The sequence below is a fragment of the Stutzerimonas stutzeri genome (assembly GCF_000952685.1).
GTDB classification, from domain to species: Bacteria; Pseudomonadota; Gammaproteobacteria; order Pseudomonadales; family Pseudomonadaceae; genus Stutzerimonas; species Stutzerimonas stutzeri_E.
The window spans coordinates 129,138-150,347 of the sequence record NZ_JYHV01000037.1; the positions used below are offsets into that span (position 1 = coordinate 129,138).

Consider the following 21,210-nt stretch of genomic DNA (forward strand, 5'->3'; position numbering starts at 1 on the left):
TGTCACGGAGATCATTGCGTGGAAAACCAGAGCCAACCCTTGCTGTTGCGTGTACCGACGCCGGATCGCCAGGAGTTATCCTTCTGCGAGCCCAGCGTGCGCGACATCAAACGTTGGCTTTCCGGCCTGCCCAAGGCCAATCTCGGCGAAACTGCACGGCAGCTCTACCAAGCCATACTGGAACTCAACCAGCTACGCACCACGGCCCAGACCCGCCTGCAACTGCTCGAACTGCTGCGACCGGAAATCCATTTCGTCTGCCGCGAACTGGAACGCTATTTCATCAACCAGCCGATCGTGCTCAGCGAACGCCCACGCAAGGTCGCCAGCCTGTGTCAGGCACTGCATAACCATCTTGCGATCGGCTACAAGCTGATTGCCGTCGAGCTGGCTCCGCAGACCGGACGCGAACGCCTGCAGCTGCTCACGATCTCGTTGCAGCGGGCAATCCGTAGTCTCGGCGCCATCCTGGTTCGCTCGACCCAGCTCTACAGGCCGACGCCAGATGGCCTGTGGCTCGAGCTTCATCGGTTATACGCCATCGCCGTGACGCACGGTGTCCATCGCACCCTGGTGCGTGACGACCTGAGCTATCGAGTCAAAGGCCTGAGCGCCGAACAGAGCTATATCGTCGCACTGATGATCGGTAGCGCTCGCTGCAATCAGATGCGCCAGCAGAATATCGCCCAATTGGCTCAGCTACTCGAGCCCTGGAGCGCACTGGTTCGCCTGCAAACCGCGCAAAACCCGTCCAGCCTGTTCGGCGTGTCTTCTCGCATCGATGGCCCGCCGCGCTATCGATCAATGTTTACCGCAGAGGAACGGCCGGACCTGCTCGGCATCGATCCGCATGGGCTGGTCAAGGCTATCCAGAAGCACTTGCAGTCCCCTGCGCAATCCGCCGAAGAGAAGGCGCTCGCGATACCCGAGGGGTTGAGCCTCGATCTGCTACAGCATGTGAGTGCCGCCTGGGGTGACATTTCCGAGCGCAGCTTCCAGCGCACCCCTGCGCAGGGCACCATGAAAATATGCATTGGCATGAGTGCGCTGCATTACTACCTGGCAGGCCAACGCCAGTTTGGCGAGCTACTGAAGCGGCCAGACGCCGCTCCCGCCGTGTTCAAATTGAACAATGCCGCACCCGACGTCTGGTCCGTTGCGTACGATGCCGCCGTGGTCAAGGATGATCCGATCCTGCCGAACGACTATATCGAGTTCGTTCGCCCCGTCATGACGGAGAAAGCAAATGAGCAGGGGCCCGCGAGCCCTTCGAGCCCTTCGAGCGACAATTGCTTTCCAACATTCGAGGTGCAACGGGTCGATCACAGTCCCGGCGGTTTTTGCCTATCCTGGCCGGGCGAAGTACCGGCACAGCTCCAGGCGGGCGAGCTGCTAGGGCTGCAAGACTCCAGTGAAACCTGGAGCGTCGCGGTGGTACGCTGGATTCGTCAGGTTCGCGGCAGCGGTCCACAGATGGGGGTGGAACTCATTGCCCCCTCCGCGCACCCTTGCGGTCTGCGCCTGCTACGCAAAACTGAACAAGGCAGCGAGTATCTGCGCGCCCTCCTGCTGCCGGAGATCAGCGTAATCTCGCGCCCGGCGACGCTGATCGTTCCGCGACTACCGTTTCAGGAAGGGCAGAAAGTGCAGATCAACCAGAATGGCAATGAGCTGCGCGCGATGCTCTGCCGTCGGCAAACCGGCTCCAGCAGTTACAACCAGTTCGAATATCAGTTGGTAGGCAACGCAACCGCTCCCCGGGAGACGTCGATCACAGCACGGGGAAGCCAGGCGTCTCCGGGAGGTGAAGATTTTGACTCGCTCTGGAACACGCTGTAGATTGCGGCTCACCGTTTTTTAGCCTTCACGCTCCTCTACGGCGCGTTCCAAAGCTGCTGCCATGGCCCCGCAAAAGAAAACCATCCGCCTGCTGATCCTCGAGGATTCGCAGAATGAAGCTGAGCGACTGGTCAGCCTGTTCCGAAACGCGGGCCAGGCGACGCGTGTGCACCGTCTCACCTCCAGCGAGGACCTTGCCGAGGCACTTCAGCAGACCTGGGATTTGCTGATCAGCGCGCCGACCAGCGTCAACCTCGATCCCAGCGAAGTCATTGGCGCCATTCGCAAGCAAGCCAAAGACATTCCGGTCATCCAGCTGGTCGATGGTAATGATGTCGACGCGATCACCGAAGCCCTCGCTCTCGGCGCTCAAGGCGCGCTACCGCAAGGGGAAGACGAATGGTTGATCCTGGTTTCCAATCGAGAACTGACGAATCTTGACGAGCGTCGCGCCCGCCGCTCTGCAGAGCTGGCGCTGCGCGAGGCCGAGAAGCGCTGCCAACTGCTGCTAGAGAGCTCCGTGGACGCCATTGCATACGTCCACGACGGCATGCATATCTACGCCAACCGCGCCTACCTCGAGTTATTCGGCTACGACGACGTAGAAGAACTGGAATGCATGCCGATGATCGACCTGATCGCTTCCTGCGATCAGGGGGAGTTCAAAGGTTTTCTGAAGAACTATCAAAGCATCCAGGGCAACGCCGAGCTGGTTTGTGGCGGCATTCGTGCCGACGGCGGTAATTTCAAGGCCCGCATGCATTTTTCCCCGGCCAGCTATGACGGCGAGCCCTGTATCCAGGTGGTCATTCGCGCCGAGACTGGCAACGAGGAACTGGAAAAGCTGCGCGAAATCAGCAGCCAGGACCTGGTGACAGGGCTTTACAACCGTACCCATTTTCTCGAATTGCTCGACGGCGCAGTCGAACGCGCCGTCAACGCGGGGCAAAGCTCAAGTCTCGCTTACGTACGGATCGATCGCTTTGCCAGCCTGCAGGCCGATATCGGCCTCGGCGATTCGGACCGACTGCTGGCCGAGCTGGCCCAACTGCTACGCGGGCAGTTTCACGAAAGGGCCGAGCTGGCACGCTTCGGCGACGATGCGTTTGCGGTGTTGATGCCTGAGGCCGCGCCTGCCCAACTCGAGCAACCATTGACCGAGCTGCTGCATAAAGTTGAAGGCCATCTGTTCGATGTCGGCGGCCGCACCGTTCAGACCAGCCTGAGCATCGGGGTCGCAGCACTCGACGAGCGGACCGCGAAAGCGCGAGACGTAATCGATCGCGCTCATCGCTGCGCCGAGGAGCTTGCCGATGGCAACGGGCTTCGAATTTACGACCCGGCCAGCGAACTAGCCAAGGCCGCCAGCCGAGGCAATATCCTCGCGATGTTGCAACAGGCACTGGAGAAAAACAGCTTTCGCCTGCTATTTCAGCCGATCATCAGCTTGCGCGGCGACAGCCACGAGCATTACGAAGTCCTGCTACGCCTGCTTGATCCGCAAGGGGTGGAAGTCCCACCCGGCGAATTCCTCGATGCAGCGAAAGAAGCGGGACTCGCCACCAAGATCGACCGGTGGGTCCTGCTCAATTCCATCAAACTGCTCGCCGAGCATCGCAACAAAGGCCATAGCACACGGTTGATGGTTCATTTGTCGGACGCCAGCCTACAGGACCCGTCATTGCTCACCTGGCTCGGGGCTGCACTCAAGGCGTCCAAACTGCCGCCTGATTCGCTGATCTTCCAGCTCGACGAAAATGATACCGTCGCTTACCTGCGACAGGCGAAAGCCCTGACCCAAGGGTTGACCGGGCTGGGCTGTCGCATCGCGCTGAGCCAGTTCGGCTGCGTGCTGAATCCATTCAATACGCTCAAGCACCTCAACGTCGACTTCGTGAAAATCGACGGTTCCTATACCCAAGATCTGAGCCGTCAGGAAAACCAGGAGGCGCTCAAGCAGCTACTGGCAGACCTGCACGAACAGGCCAAGCAGACCATAGTGCCCTTCGTCGATAGCGCCACCGTCCTGGCCACCCTGTGGCAAGCCGGTGTCGGCTACATCCAAGGTCAATATCTGCAGGGGCCAAGTCAGTCGATGGACTATAACTTCGCCTCTGACGAAGAATAGATGGAAGCTGGAAGCTGGAAGCTGGAAGCTGGAAGCTGGAAGCTGGAAGCTGGAAGCTGGAAGCTGGAAGCTGGAAGCTGGAAGCTGGAAGCTGGAAGCTGGAAGCTGGAAGCTGGAAGCGAATCTAGTGTGGGACCTGCCGTCAACTGCACATCTAGCTTCTAGCTAAAAGCTTACAGCTGCTTCTACTCCACCCCTTCCCGGTCCCTGAAACCGAGTAGATAGAGAATCCCGTCCAGGCCCAGGGTCGAGATCGCTTGTTTGGCCGACTGCTTGACCAGTGGCTTGGCACGGAAGGCCACGCCCAGCCCAGCCAATCCGAGCATCGGCAGATCGTTGGCGCCGTCGCCGACTGCAATCGTTTGTTCCAAACGTAAACCTTCCCGCGCAGCCAGTTCCCGTAGCAGATCGGCCTTGCGCTGGGCATCGACGATAGGCTCCTGGGCGACGCCGGTGAGCTTGCCGTCAACGATTTCGAGCTCGTTGGCATAGACGTAATCGATGCCAAGCCTGGCCTGCAACTGGCGTGCAAAATAGGTGAAGCCGCCCGAGAGGATTGCCGTCTTGTAGCCCAGCCGCTTCAATTCGGCGAACAGCAGTTCGGCGCCCTCGGTAAGCCGCAGGCGCGCGCCGACTTCAGCCAATGAGCGCTCCTCCAGGCCTTCGAGCAGCGCCAAGCGCTCCTTGAAGCTGGCGCGGAAATCCAATTCACCGCGCATCGCTCGCTCGGTGATTTCCGCCACCTGATCGCCGACTCCCGCCACCTTGGCCAGCTCGTCGATGACTTCAGCCTCGATCAGCGTCGAGTCCATGTCGAACACCGCGAGTCGACGGTTGCGACGGAACACCGAGTCACGCTGGAAGGCGATATCGACATTGAGTTCTTGCGCCACACTGAGAAACTCGGCGCGCAACGCCGCGGTGTCGTCCGGCTCGCCCCGCACCGAGAACTCGATGCAACCCTTGCCCAGGTCTTCAGGCATGTCGAGCGGCTGACGGCCAGAGAGACGGTCGATGTGATCGATGTTGAGGCCATACTTGGCGGTGATCGAGCTGACCCGCTGCAACTGTTCGGCAGTGACCTTCCGAGTCAACAGCGTGACGATATGCCGGGGCTTGCCCTGCCCTGCGACCCATTGCTGATAATCCTGCTCGGCGACCGGTGTGAAGCGCACCTGCTGGTCGTGCTTGTAGCCCATGAACAGCACGTCCTTGAGCACCGAAGAGGCTCGTTCGGTATCGGGGATCTCCACCAGGATGCCGAACGACAAGGTGTCGTGGATCACCGCCTGACCGATATCCAGGATATTCACGCCACCTTGGGCGAGCACGCCGGTGATAGCTGCGGTCAGGCCGGGGCGATCTTCCCCGGTGATGTTAATCAGGACGATTTCGCGCAAGGCGCAGCTCCTATGACAAAGAAGGCGGGCATTCTACAACAGCCACCCCGCCGCTGAACGTCACGGTACGCGCCAGACGCACCCCAACCCGGCGATCCGGGCCGCAATATCGCTACAATTCGTCTGCTTTGACCGGGAGACCTTCAGCCTCCAGTGCGCTTTCCGTATACTGCGCGGCACCTTCCTTAAGAGTAGAGCCGCGCTCTGTGAACCGGCCCGCATCCGTCAAGCCCGACAACTTCTTCCTGCTCATCTATCGCGCACTGCGCCAGCGACGCGTTCCGCTGGTTTTGCGGGTGGCCAGCCACACCCTGCTGCTGGTTGCGCTGGCGTTGGTTATCTATGCCTGGGTCATGGGCATGCAATTCAAGCATGCGATGGAACAGCAAGCCGATGCCCTGGGCCAGAGCCTGCTCACCCAGACAGCCGCCTCGGCCACCGACCTGCTGGTAGCCAACGACATACTCAGCCTTAATGTGTTGTTGAGCAATCTGGTTAAGAACCCGCTAGTGGCGCACGCCGCGATTTACAGCGTCGACAACCGGGTGCTGGCCGAATCAGGCACGCGCCCGCAGCGGAACCTGCTGGGCGACGAAGAAGGCCTCTACTCCGCGCCGATCAGCTTCCAAGAGGTGATCGCCGGACACCTGCGCATCAGCCTCGACATGCGGCAATTTCAGCAACCCATGACCATCAGCCTGCAAAGCATGGGATTGCTCAGCCTGATCCTCCTGGCACTCACGCTGACACTCAGCATGCGCCTGGGCCGGCAGCTTTCGCTCCCCTTGATGCAGTTGCGCCTGTGGCTACGCGATCCCGACGATCCGGCGCCCGGTGCCGGCCGACAGGATGAGATCGGCGATTTGGCTCGCCAACTGCAAGCTCGTCTGGTTCCCGAAGAGCCCGAGCCGGAGATCGAGCTGGACGAGAGCATGCAGGACATCTACTCGGCGCACTTCGATGTCCCGGCGGCGGCGCCAGCTACGGACTACGAGCGCTCAGCACCCGATCTCGGCAATCGCCTCGACGATGAAGAGGAACACGAGCGCATACCCTCGGAGATTGGCATAGCCGACACGCCGATCGAGGCAGACGACCTGGATCCGTTCGATGAGGACCCGCCCTTCGAGGAAGCCAAGCCACAACGGAGCCCCGTACCGGCAGCGGCCGCTCCCGCGACGCCCGCGCAACCCGGCAAAAGCGCAGTGCTGGCGATTCAACTCGGCGCTCAAGAACAATTGCGTCGCCTGCCACGTGCACGCCTTACCGAGCTGCTGCAGCGCTACAGCGACTGCTTACAGCAGGCCGCCACCCTCTATCAGGCCGAGCTGCACACGCTCAACGATGGCAGCAGCCTGATGCTGTTCCACAGCCAGGACGACGAGCAGAACTACCTGACCCACGCCCTGTGCTGCGGCGAGCTGATGCGCGCACTCGGGCACGCTCTGCAGATCGAGGTCGCCGACAGCGGCATCACCCTGCAGCTGCAACTGGGGCTGACCCAGGGCGAAGGTCTGGATGACCTCAGCCAGGGCGACCTGCTGCTCAGCGAGCCAGCGCAGGCAGCGCTGGCGATGTCCCAGCACAGCCGCAATCTGCTATTGGTCGAGCGCGGAATTGGTGAGGACAGCCTGATTCGTCAGCGCGCGCGCATCCGCTCCATTGCCAGCCCGGAAGGTGCCTGCTGCGTCGAGCGCCTGCTCGAACCCTACCCGTCTTTGCTCGAGCGCCAACTAGCGCGCATGCACGAGCTTCGCAATCGCATCACCTGACGCCGGCGTCGACCAGAACCCCAGCCTGCTCGACGGAGCCTTGCGGGACGCAGGCCGATAAAACCCATACAGCACGAGGCCCGACGGGGAGCGCTTATCGCCTCCCAGTCGGGCCTCGTCTGAAATCAGCTTATGAGAATTTCAGAAACGAAAAACTTCCAGATCGGTCCTGATCGGCTCGACCGCGGGAATCGCCGGGGGTGATGACGCCGGCTTACTCGGCGCCTTGCTGACGTTTTGCTTTACGCGCGCCTTGGCGATCACCATCGGCTCGACAGCGGATGCCATCATCTCGCTCATTCGCTGCAGCAACAGGCTCTGCGCACGTACCTGGTCAGCAGTACTCCCCTGATGCTCCTCCTGCAGCCGGATCAGGCGACTGCCCTGGCGCTTGCCCTGCTTGTCCAACAGGCGCCATTGCGCCTCCAGCACCGCGGGATGCTGCGGACCGGAATCCAATCGGGTTATTTCGAGCTCGATCTGCACGTCGGGGCTGAACCCTTTACTGCCGGGGCTCAGCTCGACGCTCTGGGTCTTCAAGCGCCAAGCCAATTGGCGCAACAGCAGCTGATTGATATCGCCTTGCAGATCGCCGGCCCAGCGAGCCTGCTGGCCATTGGCGGCCAGGCTCCCATCCGGCAAACGTTGCAGCAGTGCATCATGCTGTAGATAGTCGGCCAGCGTTACGGGGCCCAGCAGTATCGACGCGCCGTCTGCCGCTTGCGCAGGCATTTCCACAGTACCGTTGTCGAGTCGGTACATCGGCACGGGTTGGGTCACGCAGCCAACGAGGCTGGCACAGGCTAGTAGCAAAACAGTTGTGAGGCGCTGCACGTTCGTCTCTACCTTGGCACCGGACCGGATGATGCGGTACGCCAGCGGACATCTGCCCGCTCCGTTACGTCTGCCACCTAGTCGCCGTACCGATTGTTTTGATTCCCGATGCGACTGAGGAGCGCAGCAACCGCATCGCGAATCGCGATGAAAATTCGAAGGCCACTATCTTCCGTGAAACGGCTGCTGGAAGCCAGCCTCTAATGGACTTCCGTCTCAGTTAACCGCCTCGACCAGCAGCGCGTCCACGCGCTGGAAGCCGCGCGGCAGCTTGTTCCCGCGCCGCCCGCGCTCGCCCTTGTAGTGCTCCAGATCATCGGCCCGGAGCGACAAAGTGCGCTTGCCGGCTTGCAAGACCAGCGTCGCGCCCTCGGGCAGCACGGCGAGATCCGTCAGATACTCATCACGGCTGGCGACGCGATCGCCAGGAATGCCAATGATCTTGTTGCCCTTGCCCTTGCCCAGCTGCGGCAGATCGCGGACCGGGAACACCAGCAGGCGGCCTTCGGTCGTGACGGCGGCCAGCCAGTCCCGATCGCGATTCCTCAACGGCCGAGGTGCGACCACGCGTGCGCCAGCCGGCAACGAAAGCAACGCCTTGCCGGCTTTGTTCTTGGCCTGCAGATCCTCGCCCTTGACCACGAAACCGTAACCGGCGTCGGACGCGATGACGTACAGCGCCTCGTCATCCGGCAACAGCACACATTCGAAGCTGGCGCCCGGCGGTGGCGTCAGGCGCCCGGTCAGCGGCTCGCCCTGGCCGCGTGCAGAAGGCAGCGAATGCGCCGCCAGCGAGTAGCTGCGCCCGCTAGAGTCGATGAATACCGCGTACTGGTTGGATCGGCCCGCTGCAGCGGCCCGGAAACCATCCCCGGCCTTGTAGGAAAGCCCGGTAGCGTCGATGTCATGGCCCTTGGCGCAACGCGCCCAACCCTTCTCGGAGATCACCACCGTGACCGGCTCGGAAGGCAGCAATTCGTTTTCCGAAAGCGCCCGCGCCTCGGCGCGCGCCACGATAGGGGAACGGCGCTCGTCGCCATAGGTTTCGGCGTCGGCGATCAGCTCCTTGCGAACCAGTTTCTTAAGCTTGGCTTCACTGCCCAGCAGCGCCAGCAGCCGTTCCCGTTCCTTGGCCAATTCGTCCTGCTCACCGCGAATCTTCATCTCTTCGAGGCGCGCCAGCTGCCGCAGACGGGTATCGAGAATGTAGTCGGCCTGTAGCTCGGACAATTCGAAACGTGCCATCAGGACCGGCTTGGGCTGGTCCTCGGTACGAATGATATGGATCACCTCGTCGAGGTTGAGGAAGGCCACCAGCAGGCCTTCCAACAGGTGCAGGCGCTTCTCGACCTTGTCCAGACGGAACTGCAGACGGCGGCGCACGGTACCGATGCGGTAGGTGAGCCACTCGCTGAGCAGCACCTTGAGGTTCTTCACCTGAGGTCGGCCGTCGAGACCGATGACGTTGGTGTTGACCCGGTAACTGGATTCCAGCTCGGTGGTGGCGAACAGGTGCTGCATCAATTCGTCAGCGTCGACCCTGTTGGAGCGGGGAATGATGACGATCCGGCAGGGGTTCTCGTGGTCCGATTCATCGCGCAGATCGGCCACCATCGGCAACTTCTTGGCCTGCATCTGCGCGGCGATCTGCTCCAGCACTTTGGAGCCAGACACCTGATGCGGCAACGAAGTGACCACGATATCGCCATCTTCGACGCGGTACACAGCGCGCATGCGTACTGAGCCGCGGCCGGTTTCGTAGATCTTCAGCAGGTCGGCGCGTGGCGTGACGATTTCCGCCTCGGTCGGATAGTCCGGGCCTTGCACATGCTCGCAGAGCTGTTCAACCGAGGTGTTCGGCTCGTCGAGCAGGCGCACGCAGGCGGCGGCGACTTCGCGAAGGTTATGCGGCGGCACGTCGGTGGCCATACCCACGGCGATACCGGTGGTACCGTTGAGCAAAAGGTTGGGCAGCCGCGCCGGCAGGGTCGCCGGCTCATCGAGCGTGCCATCGAAGTTCGGCACCCATTCCACCGTGCCCTGCCCCAGCTCCGACAGCAGCACCTCGGAATAGCGCGACAGGCGGGCCTCGGTATACCGCATGGCGGCAAAGGACTTCGGATCGTCCGGCGCGCCCCAGTTACCCTGACCGTCGACCAGCGTGTAGCGATAGCTGAACGGTTGCGCCATCAGCACCATGGCTTCGTAGCAGGCCGAATCGCCGTGAGGGTGGAACTTGCCGAGTACATCACCAACGGTACGCGCCGATTTCTTGTGCTTCGAATCGGCGTTCAGCCCCAGCTCACTCATGGCGTAGATGATCCGCCGTTGCACAGGCTTGAGGCCGTCGCCGATATGCGGCAGAGCGCGATCCATGATCACGTACATCGAATAATTGAGGTAAGCCTGCTCGGTGAAGTCGGCAAGGGAGCGACGCTCCACGCCGTCCAGGCTCAGGTCGATAGTTTCGCTCATGGTCGATCCGTGGCGTGTTGGCGCAGCACCAGGGTGCCGGCGCGCTGGGTGAATTCGAGTTGTTTCAAGGCACTCATGCCAAACAGCACCTCTTCTCCGCCAAAGCCTGGCGCGATGAGGGCGGGCACGTTTTGCAGCACGATGTCGCCAAGGGCAAGGCTGTCGAGCACCGTACGATAACCGGTCGTCCGACCGTTGGCGGTCTGCAGCGTCACTGGGGCGCCGCGGGGCAAAACAAGGCGTTCCGCCAGCTCGGCTGGTATTGCCACGTCGGTTGCCCCGGTGTCCAGCAGAAAGGTCACCGACTGGCCATTGATCAGCCCGTCAGCAATGAAGTGGCCCTGGAAATTACTTTCCAGCCGCACCTCGACCTGATCGCCCCGCACCACCGAAACGGGTTCACTATTGGGATTGAAGCGACTCTGCTCCCAGTCGGCGAAGAACCGCGTGGCCAGCAGCAAACCCGCCCCCCACGCCAGCACCAGCATGACGCGGCCGGCGCGCCGGCCGGCAGGCTGGGTCACTGCTTGGCACCCCAGCCGCCCTTCGGCGCGGCGAAGCGCCAGACGACCGGCCGCTTTTCGCCGTCGGCACGTGTGAGCCCGTTGTTGTCGACGCCGATCCAGGCACCCTCGGCGTCTACCCACAGTGCTTCGGCATTGCCGAAGGGCGTGTCATAGCGACGCGAATCCGCCAAAGCCGTGGCGGCATAGCTCCAGCACGCTTCGCTATCGCCGGTCGCCGGCTTGCGCCGACAGATCTGATGCCGAACGGGCTCCAACGTGAATAGCTTGTCCCGATGAAAAGCCAGGCCGGAAAAGCGTCGCGGCTGGTCGTTTTCGTTCATCGCCGCAGGCGGTGACTCGCGCCCCCCTTCAGCTAGCAATACACAACCGCCAGTGCATTGCCAGACGCTCTGCTTACGATGCATAACCATCAAACCGCGGCGACTATGTTCGGCCGCAAGCCACAGCCGATTAGCCTCCGGATCGACAGTGACGCCCTCGAACATGGCGTTGAACTGAAGCAGCATTCCGCTCGCGCGTGCCTGACGGACCAGGCCATCCGGCAGGTTCAGCCACTCCGCCGTGCCCGCCGGGCTGACCCGGAGCACCGCCGCGTGCGCTTCGCTGACCAGATAGCGATTGCCGAGGCTGTCGCAACTCAGCCCTTCAAAATCCATCTCACCACCGCGCACCATGCCGGTAAGGGCGGCCCGTATGCGCACACCCCATGACAAACCAGTGTTCGGTACGGGCGGTAGCTCGAATTGCTCGGCTTCGGCACGCCAGACGGTTTCACTTGCATCCAGGCGGTATAACAGATCGTCCTCCCGATCCGAGACAGCCCAGAGTCCGTCACCGCACCAGGCCAATCCCGACAAGTTGCCATGAGCGATTCCCTCGACAGGATGCTCGCTGACCAGCGCCAGCTCCTGAACATCGCCGACAGCCCAGACCGGTACCACCAGCGCGATCAACAGCGCAATCCAGCGACGGTTCAAATCAGCACCTCGGCGAGGTTACCCTTGGATTCGAGCCAGCTTTTGCGATCACCGGCGCGCTTCTTGGCCAGCAGCATGTCCATCATTTCACGGGTGCCGTCGAAATCATCGAGCGTCAACTGCACCAGTCGGCGTGTGTTGGGATCCATAGTGGTTTCGCGTAGCTGTGGCGGATTCATTTCGCCAAGGCCCTTGAACCGGGTCACCTGAGGCTTGCCACGGCGCTTCTCGGCCAACAGCCGATCCAGAATGCCGTCGCGCTCGGCCTCGTCCAGGGCATAGAAAATATCCTTGCCCAGATCGATGCGGTACAGCGGCGGCATCGCCACATAGACATGCCCGGCGTCGACCAGCGGGCGGAAATGGCGAACGAACAACGCGCAAAGCAGGGTCGCGATGTGCAGGCCGTCCGAGTCGGCGTCGGCGAGGATGCAAATCTTGCCGTAGCGCAGCTGTGACATGTCCGCCGCACCGGGATCCACCCCGATGGCGACCGCGATGTCGTGCACTTCCTGGCTCGCCAGCACCTCGCCGCCATCGACTTCCCAGGTATTCAGAATCTTGCCACGCAACGGCATGATCGCCTGGAACTCCTTGTCACGGGCCTGCTTGGCCGACCCTCCGGCGGAGTCACCCTCGACCAGAAACAACTCGGAGCGCGCAGGATCCTGTCCCGCGCAATCGGCCAGTTTGCCGGGAAGCGCCGGGCCCTGGGTGATGCGCTTGCGTTCGACCTTCTTGCTTGCCTTGAGCCGGCGCCCGGCGTTGCTGATGGCCAGTTCGGCAAGCTGCATGCCCAGCTCAGGGTGCGCGTTGAGCCAGAGACTGAAGGCATCTTTGACCACACCGGAGACGAACGCCGCGGCCTCCCGGGAAGACAGACGCTCCTTGGTTTGGCCGGAAAACTGCGGCTCTTGCATTTTGGTCGACAGCACGAAGGCGATCCGCTCCCAGACGTCCTCGGGCGCCAGCTTGACCCCGCGTGGCAGCAGATTGCGAAACTCGCAGAACTCACGCATGGCATCCAGCAGGCCCTGACGCAGGCCATTGACGTGGGTGCCGCCCTGCGCGGTAGGTATCAGGTTGACGTAGCTTTCCTGGACGCTGTCACCCCCCTCGGGCAGCCACAGCAAAGCCCAGTCGACCGCCTCCTTGTTGCCGGCCAGGCTACCGCAGAAGGGCTCGTCAGGCAGGCGAGCGAATTCGCTCACGGCATCGACGAGATACGAACGCAGGCCGTCTTCGTAGTGCCACTCGACCTTTTCACCGGTGTTCTTGTCCTCGAAACTGACGTTGAGTCCTGGACACAACACGGCCTTGGCCTTGAGCACATGCTTGAGCCGGCTGATGGAAAACTTCGGCGAATCGAAATACTTCGGGTCGGCCCAGAAATGCACGCTGGTGCCCGTGTTGCGCTTGCCGACCGAGCCGATGATGTCCAGCTCACTGGCTTTGAATCCGTCGGCGAAGGCCATGCGATATTCGCTGCCGTCCCGTTTGACCGTCACCTCGACCCGGGTCGAAAGGGCGTTCACAACGGAGATGCCAACCCCGTGCAGCCCCCCGGAAAACTGATAGTTCTTGTTGGAGAACTTGCCGCCGGCGTGCAGCTTGGTGAGGATCAGCTCAACACCCGAGACGCCCTCCTCCGGATGGATGTCCACGGGCATGCCGCGGCCGTCATCGATCACCTGAAGGGAATTGTCCTGGTGCAGAATCACCTGGACGGAGCTGGCATGACCCGCCAGCGCCTCGTCGACACTGTTGTCGATGACCTCTTGGGCCAAATGGTTGGGCCGAGACGTGTCGGTGTACATGCCCGGACGCTTGCGCACCGGATCCAGGCCGGAGAGGACTTCAATGGCTTCTGCGGTGTAAGACATGGGCGTCTCGTGATGTCCTTATAAATCGGAGAAATCGACGTCTGCGAAAATCGCCGGATCGAAGCCGGCGAACGCCAGCAGGGCGGGAAGCCGCTCGGCGAAACCCTGGAAGCCGTGATCGCCACCGGCCTGGATGCGTACCGCGCAACCCCTGTAGAAGTCGGCCGCCTGACGGTAATCGAGGGTTTCATCGCCCGTCTGCAACCAGACCTGATAGCGTTCGGCGTCCCGGGGTGGCGTCACTTCCAGCTCAGCCAGCGCCACCACGTGGTCCTCGGTAAGTTCCCAGACTTCGCCCGTGTAGAGATTGGTCTGCGGCCCGAGATAGCCATCGAAGCGACGGTGCGGCGTCACGGCCGGATTGATCAGTAGAGCCTTGAGTCCGTGACGCTCGGCGAGGTGCGTTGCATAGTATCCGCCGAGCGAGCTGCCGACCAGCACGGGACGCCCCAACTCGGCGATGGCCGCTTCCAGCTGAGCGATGGCATGCCGCGGATGATGGTGCAGCGCGGGTACCTGTAGCCATGCGCTCATGCCGATACGGCCCAACGCAGCGGTCAACTGGCTGGCTTTTTGCGACCGTGGGGAGCTGTTGAGGCCGTGCATATAGAGGATGGCGGGTTTCGTGCGTGTCATGCGGATTCGCTGAGCTGACAAAAGACGGAAAGGCTACTAGGCGAGCCGCGCTGGCTGCAAGCTGCATGAACCGAGTCGTGCGCGAACCCGGCTATGCGATTGCGAACGGGCCGAAGCAGCCGGTTCTCAGTAGCCCTTGACGCTGTAGTCGACTTCAAACGTCGTGCCGACCACGCGAGAGACGCCGGTTTCGAGCCGCCCATCAGCATAGAGGCGCAACCAACGGTATCCCGGCGCACATGTATCGACCTGGAAATCTTCGCTGCCCGGAGCGAACTGCACGCCGGTGGACGGTGTGGCGAGGAGTCGAACGTCACCGCGCAAGGCGTCGAATTCCTGATGAATGTGCCCCCAGAGCACCGCTTGAACGCATGGAAAGCGATCAAGCACGGCAAACAGCGCGTCGCGGTTGTGCAGCCCGATGCTGTCCATCCAACGACTGCCGATGGTGACCGGATGATGATGCAGACAAATCAGGTGATGACGCTCAGGGGCGTCCCGCAGGGTCCGCTCGAGCAATGCCAACTGATCGTCGCGGAGCATCCCGAATACCGAACCCGGCACCAGCGTATCGAGCAGGATGACCCGCCATGCGCCGATGTCCAGCACGGGCAGCATGATCTCGCTGCCGCGGGTAGCTTCCTGCATCGCGGCCAGCTCGTCATGGTTGCCTGGGCACCAGCGCACCGGAGCGTCGATACGTTCGGAAAGCTGACGAAAGCGTTGGTAGGAGGCCAACGAGCCGTCCTGCGAAAGGTCGCCCGTCGCCAGCATCAGGTCGATGCGAGGCTGCTCGTCGAGAACGAGATCGACAACGCGCTGCAGGCTTTCGCCCGTATCCAGGCCCAGCAGCTTGCCACCCGCCTCGGCAAACAGATGACTATCGGTCAACTGCACGAGCAGTACCGAGTCTTTTTCAGCAGTGAGGGTCGACGCAGCCAAGCCCCGTCTCCTTTGGCGAAATGGCAGACGAATTATGGTGGCTGGTGGTCGCAGGGGTAAACCACGCGATGCGGGCATGTATCACAGAACACACTGCAAGCGAACCCGCGCGATGGCTGCAGCGAAAGACGGTCATGTTTCTAGTGCAGCGAATGTCTCAACGTCGATCGCCGCTTACAGCACCGGCTCGAGCTCATGACCGCATGCCAGGCAGTGACCGAGCCATTCGCCGAGGAACAGATTGAGCTGGTTCTTTTCGTCAGGCTGGTGCATCTGCGCGTTGGGGTAGCTGTAGATTCCTCGGAAACGCCGGGCATTTTCGGCACTGATGACCTCAGCCATACGCGCATCGTGATAGACCCGCACCTCCATCTGCGGCACGGGCAGCCAAGGCAGGCAATCCTGCTGGCTGATCTGCACAGTGGTGGTATAGGGGCAGCTCTCCATCACCTTCAGCACGAGCACGCCGAGCAGCCGATCACCCTGACTCATGGCGATTCGACGCGTCTCCGGCTGGTTACGCATATCGGGCAGCAGGCGCATCAGCCGCAGGTAGTTCGCCTCGCAGGCCGCTTGCAGCTCCAGCAGGTCGACGCGGTATCGTTCGCGCGTTCGCCTCATGTCCATGCCCCCCTGATTTCGTCACGATTCAAGGCCAGCCACTGCAGCGCGATGATGCTCGCGGCGTTGTCGATGCCACCGTCGCGCACCGCTTGCAGCGCCCGCTCGACCGACCAGACGTGTACGCGGATGTCCTCGCCCTCTTCATCCAGGCCGAACACGCCGCCCGCATTGGAGCTGTCGCAATGTCCGACATAAAGATGCACTCGCTCGGTGCTGCCGCCCGGCGACGGGAAGTAGGTCGTCACCGGCCACAACTCGGCGACCTCCAGTCCTGCCTCCTCGACCGCTTCGCGACGTGCCACCTCTTCCGGTTGCTCGTCCTTGTCAATCAGACCGGCGACCAGTTCGATCAGCCATGGATTCGCGACTTTCCCTATCGCACCGACTCGAAATTGTTCGATCAACACGACCTCATCCCGGCGCGGGTCGTAAGGCAACACGCAGACCGCATCGTGACGGACAAACAACTCGCGCTCCAGCTGGCGGCCCATGCCACCGCTGAACAGACGATGACGCAACTGTAGGCGATCCAGGCGATAGAAGCCGCTGAAGCATTGCTCTCGCTCAACGATCTCGACATCATCCGGGCCGGGGTTGAAAGTATCAGTCATGAATCACTCACATATCGGTTTGTCCGCGCCTGCGGCGACGGAAAGGCTGCAACCGTCACGGCGTGAGCGGTCTCTCAAGTGTCATCCTAGCGCGCCGTTTCTTCAGGCGCAGCCCTTTGCAGACCACTCGCAGGGGGAAAAATTGCTTGTCGCCCCGTTTACGAACTTCCCAACTCGTTGGCACTCGAAACCGCACCTCAACCCCACAAGAGCCATGAAGCATTGATGCCCGTTCGCCAAACCTTTGCACTGATCGCCCTTAGCCTGTTACTCAGCGCCTGCCAGCACCTTGGCGGGGAGCGGCCCGTCGAGGTTCGACAGATCATCAGCGAGCAACGCCCCGCCGGCTGCCCTGAACAGGACGATGGTTGCCCGCTGGTGAATATCGATACCCAGCTATTCGCCGATGAGCCAGCCTTGAACGCGCTGATCGACCAGCGCCTGCGCAAGATGACCGTGAACAGCCCAGATGCGAAGGTGCCGGCCACTCTGGAGGGCTATCAGCGGGATTTTCTGCGCGACGCCGAGCGCGGCTGGAGCAGCTATTTGCAGGCCAAGTTGCGCGATCAGCATGACGCCCTGTTGGTCATCGAGCTGTCGAGCTATCTGTACACCGGAGGCGCCCACGGCATGCCGGGCCGCGGCTTCATCAACTATGACCGCGAGCAGGACCGCGAACTGGAGCTTGCCGACATCCTCCTTCCCGGCAAGGAAGGCGCCTTCTGGCGGGTCGCCGCTCAAGCGCATCAGCGCTGGCTGGTGGCCAACCAGCATGACGCCGCGTTTGCTCGACAGTGGCCGTTCCAGCGGACCGCCAATGTCGCCCTGCTACGTGACAAGGTGCTGCTCAAATATGACGTCTACAGCATCGCACCGTATTCGAGCGGTCATCCTGAGCTGGAAATTCCTTACCAGGAACTCGCCACTATTCTGAAACCGGCGTACCTGCCGTAACTCGACCGAAAAGGCTCAGCAACAATAACAACCCGCCGGACAGGAGCAGTGCCGGCAGGCTGGCGCCGATCTCAGGCAAGGCGCTGGCCAACACATGGTAGGTGACCACGCCACAACCCCAGGCCAACAGCGTCTGCCAGCGAAAGGCCGCGCTGCGCGCCGGCAACAGGCCACGGCGCCGGAGCAGGTAGTGATCCACCAGCACCACGCCGAACAATGGCGCGAACACCGAGCCGATCAGCAACAGGAAATTCTGATATTCGGCCAGCGGCGCGAGCCAGGCGATAAAGGTGCAGAGCACACCGATGGCCAGCGCCAACCGCTCGACCTTGAAGGGCAGCAATATGCCAACCGACACCGCCGCTGAATGGATGTCGGCAAAAGCGTTTTCCGATTCATCGAGCAGAATCAGCAACAGAGGGATACCCAATCCCGCGCCGGCCAACGCCAGCAGCAACGCGTTGACTTCACTGCTATCGGCAAAGGCCAGGGTGTAGGCCACGCCCAGACTCATCAGCCAAACGTTGCCGACAAAGAATCCGAGGACGGTACCGCCGAAGACGCGCCGCGCCGCCTTGCCGAAGCGCGAGTAATCGGCGATCAGCGGCAGCCACGACAGCGGCATAGCAATAGCAATGTCGAAGCCCAGCGCGAAGGGCAGCGAGCCATCACCCTGACGCCCCCAGAGCGCACCAAGATCGGCTTTGTCGAACAGGTTCCAGGTCAGCCAGACGCAGGCACCGAGCAACAGCCAGATCCCCCACTTGCGCAGGATTCGGCGCACGAACGTCAGCGGCCCGGTGATCGCCAGCAGCGTGGCCAGGGCACCGAAAAACAGCGTCCAGAATGCAGGGCTGAGCAGCCAGCTCTGCTCACCGAACGCACGGGCAGCGAGGAGGCTCGCCGCGTCACGCATGATAATGATTTCGAACGCGCCCCAGCCGACCAGTTGGACGAGATTGAGCAGCGCGGGCAATACCGCACCGCGATCACCCAGCGTGCGCTTCAGGTTGGCCATCGACGACAAGCCGGTATCGCTGCCGATTACCGCGACTGCACCCAGCAACAGCACACCGACTGTGGTGCCGCTGACGATCGCCAGCAAGGCGTCACTCATGCCTAGTCCCGGCGCCAGCAAAGCGCCGAGCTGCAGCACCATCAGACCGATACCGAGGGAGAACCACAAGGAAAACAGATCACGCCCGCCGAAGACACGGTGTTCAGCGGCGATGATCTGGTGCGGGGAATAACGACCTGGAATGTTCACATTGTTATCTCAGAGAAGCCGGTTGCCCGGCGCACAACCGTGAGCGCGAGTGTTTCGACTCACAAAAGGAATTGGCCAGCAGCGCGCGCTGCGGCGCTCATCACCCGATTGAGCGGGCGCCGCTTCGACAGGTTGTACCCGCCCGACGGTTATAAAAAACCATGACCCTACGTAGGGTGGATCACGCTTCATCGATCCACCGACGGCGGCATCTCGGGTGGATGTGAAAAGCGACATCCACCCTACGAATCCAGGCAGGCATACACGCGCCCGCGGGAGCGGCCCGCGGCCGCGAACCAGGTGACCCCGACGGATCACAGGCTGCGTTCGCGGCATGGCGCGCTCCTACGGAAGCATCGTCACACCTGCTTGTAGATCACCGATCCTTCGTCCTTGAAGCGCGAGGATTGCTCGGCGAAACCGGCTTCGATAGCCTTCTGCTCATCAGTCAGGCCGTTCTCTTTGGCGTATTCACGCACTTCCTGGGTGATCTTCATCGAGCAGAACTTCGGCCCGCACATGGAGCAGAAATGCGCCACCTTGGCCGAGTCCTTGGGCAGTGTCTCGTCGTGATAGCTGCGTGCCGTGTCCGGATCCAGGCCGAGGTTGAACTGATCTTCCCAGCGGAACTCGAAGCGCGCCTTCGACAGCGCGTTGTCGCGGATCTGCGCCCCCGGATGCCCTTTGGCGAGATCGGCAGCATGCGCGGCGATCTTGTAGGTAATGATGCCGGTCTTGACGTCATCCTTGTTCGGCAGGCCCAGGTGCTCCTTGGGCGTGACGTAGCAGAGCATGGCGCAACCGAACCAGCCGATCATCGCCGCACCGATACCGGAGGTGATGTGGTCGTAGCCGGGCGCGATGTCGGTGGTCAGCGGACCGAGGGTATAGAACGGCGCCTCGTCGCAGCATTCCAGCTGTTTGTCCATGTTTTCCTTGATCATCTGCATCGGCACATGGCCGGGGCCTTCGATCATGCACTGCACGTCGTGCTTCCAGGCGATCTTGGTCAGCTCGCCGAGGGTTTCCAGTTCGCCGAACTGCGCGGCATCGTTGGCGTCGGCGATCGAGCCCGGGCGCAGGCCATCGCCCAGCGAGAAGCTGACGTCGTAGGCCTTCATGATTTCGCAGATTTCCTCGAAATGGGTGTAGAGGAAATTCTCCTTGTGATGCGCCAGGCACCACTTGGCCATGATCGAGCCGCCGCGCGAGACGATCCCGGTGACGCGCTTGGCGGTCAGCGGTACATAGCGAAGCAGCACGCCGGCGTGGATGGTGAAATAGTCCACGCCCTGCTCGGCCTGCTCGATGAGCGTGTCGCGGAACAGCTCCCAGGTCAGGTCTTCAGCGACGCCATTGACCTTCTCCAGCGCCTGGTAGATCGGCACGGTTCCGATCGGTACCGGTGAGTTGCGAATGATCCACTCGCGGGTTTCGTGGATGTGCTTACCGGTGGACAGGTCCATCACCGTGTCAGAGCCCCAGCGGATGCCCCAGGTCAGCTTGGCCACCTCCTCTTCAATCGAGGAGCCCAGCGCCGAGTTACCGATGTTGCCGTTGATTTTCACCAGGAAGTTGCGGCCGATGATCATCGGCTCAAGCTCGGTGTGGTTGATGTTCGCCGGGATGATGGCGCGACCGCGGGCCACTTCGTCACGGACGAACTCGGCGGTGATCTCCTTAGGGATTGAGGCGCCGAAACTTTGCCCGGCGTGCTGCTCGGTGAGCAGGCCGGCGGCGCGTGCTTCCTGCAGTTTCATGTTTTCGCGGATGGCGACGAACTCCATCTCGGGCGTGATGATGCCCTGACGCGCGTAATGCATTTGGCTGACGTTCTTGCCAGGCTTGGCGCGGCGCGGGTTGCGTACGTGGGCGAAGCGCATCTTGGTCAGCTCGGCATCGGCCAAGCGCTGCTGGCCGAAATGTGAAGTCAGCCCATCGAGCTGCTCGGTGTCGCCACGGTCGTCGATCCAGGCCGAACGCACGTCGGCCAAGCCTTTGCGTACATCTATCTGTACGTTCGGGTCGGTATAAGGGCCGGAGGTGTCGTAGACCAGCACCGGCGCGTTGATCTCGCCACCGAAATCAGTAGGTGTCACGTCCAGAGTGATCTCACGCATCGGCACGCGGATGTCCGGGCGGGAACCCTGGACGTAGATTTTCTGCGAACGCGGGAAAGGCTGAATCGACCCCTGGTCGACCTGGGCTGATTCACTTAGGTTTTGTTGTTCTGCACGCATCAGGCTAGCTCCTCGAAAGTTGTCGGAGCGAACCTGAAAAACACGGCGGGAAAAGGGCATCGGGCGCGCCGGGACTGGCGCCGAGAGAGCTGGCCGAAAGA

At 61.8% G+C, this 21,210-nt stretch carries 16 protein-coding genes; 4 read left to right on the plus strand and 12 right to left on the minus strand.

The features are described from left to right. Nucleotides 1-18: 18 nt before the first annotated feature. Nucleotides 19-1,839, plus strand: a complete 1,821-nt coding sequence (locus UF78_RS19325) for a hypothetical protein (protein ID WP_045163841.1) — start codon at nucleotides 19-21, stop codon at nucleotides 1,837-1,839. A 61-nt stretch (nucleotides 1,840-1,900) separates the two neighbouring features. Continuing rightward, the gene (locus tag UF78_RS19330; RefSeq protein ID WP_045163842.1) at nucleotides 1,901-3,967 is read left to right on the plus strand and encodes a GGDEF/EAL domain-containing response regulator; all 2,067 of its coding nucleotides are present in this window, start codon (nucleotides 1,901-1,903) and stop codon (nucleotides 3,965-3,967) included. Between the two features lie 185 nt (nucleotides 3,968-4,152). Here UF78_RS19330 and serB read toward each other — a convergent pair whose 3' ends face one another. Next, nucleotides 4,153-5,367 carry a phosphoserine phosphatase SerB gene (gene serB / locus UF78_RS19340; RefSeq protein WP_045163844.1) on the minus strand — a complete coding sequence of 405 codons (1,215 nt, stop codon included), beginning with the start codon at nucleotides 5,365-5,367 and terminating at the stop codon, nucleotides 4,153-4,155. Nucleotides 5,368-5,573: 206 nt separating this feature from the next. Between serB and UF78_RS19345 the strand changes: the two genes are divergently transcribed. Then, complete coding sequence (locus tag UF78_RS19345; RefSeq protein WP_045163845.1) at nucleotides 5,574-7,139, plus strand: AhpA/YtjB family protein; 1,566 nt, start codon at nucleotides 5,574-5,576, stop codon at nucleotides 7,137-7,139. A gap of 141 nt (nucleotides 7,140-7,280) precedes the next feature. Here the strand turns inward: UF78_RS19345 and UF78_RS19350 are convergent, their stop codons facing one another. The 9 genes from UF78_RS19350 to nudF all read right to left on the minus strand — a co-directional run bounded on the left by UF78_RS19350 (nucleotide 7,281) and on the right by nudF (nucleotide 16,648). After that, nucleotides 7,281-7,919 (minus strand): PqiC family protein, encoded by a 639-nt coding sequence (locus UF78_RS19350; protein WP_230623703.1) that lies wholly within the window; start codon nucleotides 7,917-7,919, stop codon nucleotides 7,281-7,283. 270 nt (nucleotides 7,920-8,189) lie between these two features. After that, nucleotides 8,190-10,448, minus strand: a complete 2,259-nt coding sequence (gene parC, locus UF78_RS19355) for a DNA topoisomerase IV subunit A (RefSeq protein ID WP_045163847.1) — start codon at nucleotides 10,446-10,448, stop codon at nucleotides 8,190-8,192. Continuing rightward, a complete protein-coding gene (locus tag UF78_RS19360; protein WP_045163848.1) occupies nucleotides 10,445-10,972 on the minus strand; it encodes a retropepsin-like aspartic protease family protein in 528 nt (175 codons plus the stop codon). The genes parC and UF78_RS19360 overlap by 4 nt, the downstream gene beginning before the upstream one ends. Further along, on the minus strand, nucleotides 10,969-11,952 hold the full coding sequence (locus UF78_RS19365; protein WP_045163849.1) for an esterase-like activity of phytase family protein: 984 nt from the start codon (nucleotides 11,950-11,952) through the stop codon (nucleotides 10,969-10,971). Before UF78_RS19365 ends, UF78_RS19360 begins: the two co-directional genes overlap by 4 nt. After that, nucleotides 11,949-13,835, minus strand: a complete 1,887-nt coding sequence (gene parE / locus UF78_RS19370; RefSeq protein ID WP_045163850.1) for a DNA topoisomerase IV subunit B — start codon at nucleotides 13,833-13,835, stop codon at nucleotides 11,949-11,951. Before parE ends, UF78_RS19365 begins: the two co-directional genes overlap by 4 nt. 18 nt (nucleotides 13,836-13,853) lie before the next feature. After that, nucleotides 13,854-14,471, minus strand: coding sequence for a YqiA/YcfP family alpha/beta fold hydrolase (locus tag UF78_RS19375; RefSeq protein ID WP_045163851.1), 618 nt, complete (start codon nucleotides 14,469-14,471; stop codon nucleotides 13,854-13,856). 126 nt (nucleotides 14,472-14,597) lie between these two features. After that, entirely contained in the window at nucleotides 14,598-15,413 is an 816-nt protein-coding gene (cpdA, locus tag UF78_RS19380; RefSeq protein ID WP_045163852.1) for a 3',5'-cyclic-AMP phosphodiesterase, read from the minus strand. A gap of 174 nt (nucleotides 15,414-15,587) precedes the next feature. After that, entirely contained in the window at nucleotides 15,588-16,034 is a 447-nt protein-coding gene (locus UF78_RS19385) for a DUF1249 domain-containing protein (protein ID WP_045164362.1), read from the minus strand. After that, complete coding sequence (nudF, locus tag UF78_RS19390; protein WP_045163853.1) at nucleotides 16,031-16,648, minus strand: ADP-ribose diphosphatase; 618 nt, start codon at nucleotides 16,646-16,648, stop codon at nucleotides 16,031-16,033. The genes UF78_RS19385 and nudF overlap by 4 nt, the downstream gene beginning before the upstream one ends. Nucleotides 16,649-16,873: 225 nt before the next feature. Between nudF and UF78_RS19395 the strand changes: the two genes are divergently transcribed. Continuing rightward, entirely contained in the window at nucleotides 16,874-17,602 is a 729-nt protein-coding gene (locus UF78_RS19395; RefSeq protein WP_045163854.1) for a DUF3298 and DUF4163 domain-containing protein, read from the plus strand. Here the strand turns inward: UF78_RS19395 and cytX are convergent. Beyond that, nucleotides 17,574-18,869, minus strand: a complete 1,296-nt coding sequence (gene cytX, locus UF78_RS19400) for a putative hydroxymethylpyrimidine transporter CytX (RefSeq protein WP_045163855.1) — start codon at nucleotides 18,867-18,869, stop codon at nucleotides 17,574-17,576. The genes UF78_RS19395 and cytX overlap by 29 nt on opposite strands. A gap of 359 nt (nucleotides 18,870-19,228) precedes the next feature. After that, nucleotides 19,229-21,109: a phosphomethylpyrimidine synthase ThiC gene (gene thiC, locus UF78_RS19405; protein ID WP_045163856.1), complete on the minus strand. Its 1,881-nt coding sequence runs from the start codon at nucleotides 21,107-21,109 to the stop codon at nucleotides 19,229-19,231. Nucleotides 21,110-21,210 lie beyond the last annotated feature (101 nt).